At 60.8% G+C, this 1,475-nt stretch carries 2 protein-coding genes; both read left to right on the top strand.

All coding sequences use genetic code 11. The features are described from left to right. Positions 1–1,064: extracellular solute-binding protein (locus EOA23_RS34645; protein WP_127307311.1), on the top strand; the 1,064-nt coding region annotated here is incomplete at its 5' end. Next, positions 1,057–1,475: ABC transporter ATP-binding protein (locus tag EOA23_RS34640; protein WP_245474453.1), on the top strand; the 419-nt coding region annotated here is incomplete at its 3' end. The genes EOA23_RS34645 and EOA23_RS34640, both read left to right, overlap by 8 nt.

Genomic DNA, 1,475 nt, shown 5'->3' with positions numbered 1-1,475 from the left:
CTTCCTCGACCGCGGCTGCGGCGGCCTCGGCGGGCCTCTCCATGCCGTGGATGAGCCGGGCGCTCGCCGCGGTCGAGGAAGTTCGCTTCGACGGCTGGGGCGGAACAGTGCAGGAAGCATTCGACAAATACGCGTTCAAGCCCTACGAGACTAAGACCAAGATCAAGGTGGTCCAGGGCACGTTCGGTGCAGAGAACGAGATCATTACCAAGATCAAAACGTCGAAGCCCGGTGATTTCCAGATGGTGCATTCCTCCGGCCTCGCCTACTATCTCAGATATGTGAATAACGGAATGAACTCGGAGATCAACGAGGCCAACATTCCTAATCTGGCGAATGTGATGCAGCCGATGATCGAGCCGTTCCGCAAGATCACGCCGAAGCTCTCAGCCGTGCCTTACGACTACGGCTCCACCGGCATCGCCTACAATACTACCGTGATCTCGCCGGAAGAGGCCAAGGAAAAGGGCGCGCAACTTTTGCTCGACAAGAAATACGCGGGCAAAATCGGCGGCTATTCAGACATGGCTACGCGCGTCTGGTACGCGGCGCTGGCCACGGGGCAGGACCCCAACAACATCAAGGACATGGACACGATCTGGGTCAAGGTGCGCGAGACGCGCGACCTCGCCAAGAAGTTCTGGGGCTCCGGCACGGAGCTGATGGACCTGCTCTCGAAGGGGGAGATCGTGGTCACCGACGCTTGGTCGGGACGTGTCGCAGAACTCCAGCAGCAGGGCCACCCGATTGGCTATCTGGCTCCCGCCGGTACCGAGGCCTGGTTGGAGGACATTCTGATCCTAAAAGGCTCGCCGATGACCGAGTGTGAGGAACTGATCAACTTCATGCTCGAGCCCGCAACGGCGTTCGCGGTGGCAGAGGGCCAGGGTTATCCGCCGTCACTGGATCCGACGAAGGTCAAGCTCACCGAAAAGATTAAGGCGCTTCCGGACTACGACCCAACGGGCACGTTGAAGTCGTTTACCTTCGCAGATCCGGTCTACTGGGCGACCAACTTGGACGCCTGGACTAAGCAGTGGGACAGGATCTCGAAAGGTGCGTGAGTGCGTTGAAACCATGCAGGCGTCCCGGCCGAGCTCGGCCGGGACGGACCTCTCGATCGCAGGTGTGGAACGCCCGGCGGTCGAGTTCCGCAACATCGACATCGCCTATGGCAAGTTCGTCGCGGTGCGCGATTTCTCGCTGTCGATCCGCAAGGGCAGCTTCGTCACGCTGCTCGGGCCGTCCGGCTGCGGCAAGACGACGATCCTGCGTTCCATCGCCGGGCTGGTCGACATTTCGGGCGGCCAGATCATGATCGACGGGCGGCGGGTCGACGACGTGCCGATCTACAAGCGCAATATCGGGCTGGTGTTCCAGAGCTACGCGCTGTTCCCGCACAAGAGCGTGTTCGACAATGTCGCCTTCGGCCTGAAATACCGCAACGTGCCCAAGCCCGAGATCGCGCGCAAGGT

Source organism: Mesorhizobium sp. M2A.F.Ca.ET.042.01.1.1 (genome assembly GCF_003997405.1).
Taxonomy (GTDB): domain Bacteria; phylum Pseudomonadota; class Alphaproteobacteria; order Rhizobiales; family Rhizobiaceae; genus Mesorhizobium.
Note: the sequence above shows the minus strand (reverse complement) of the source record. Positions and strands in the feature narration are given on the sequence as shown.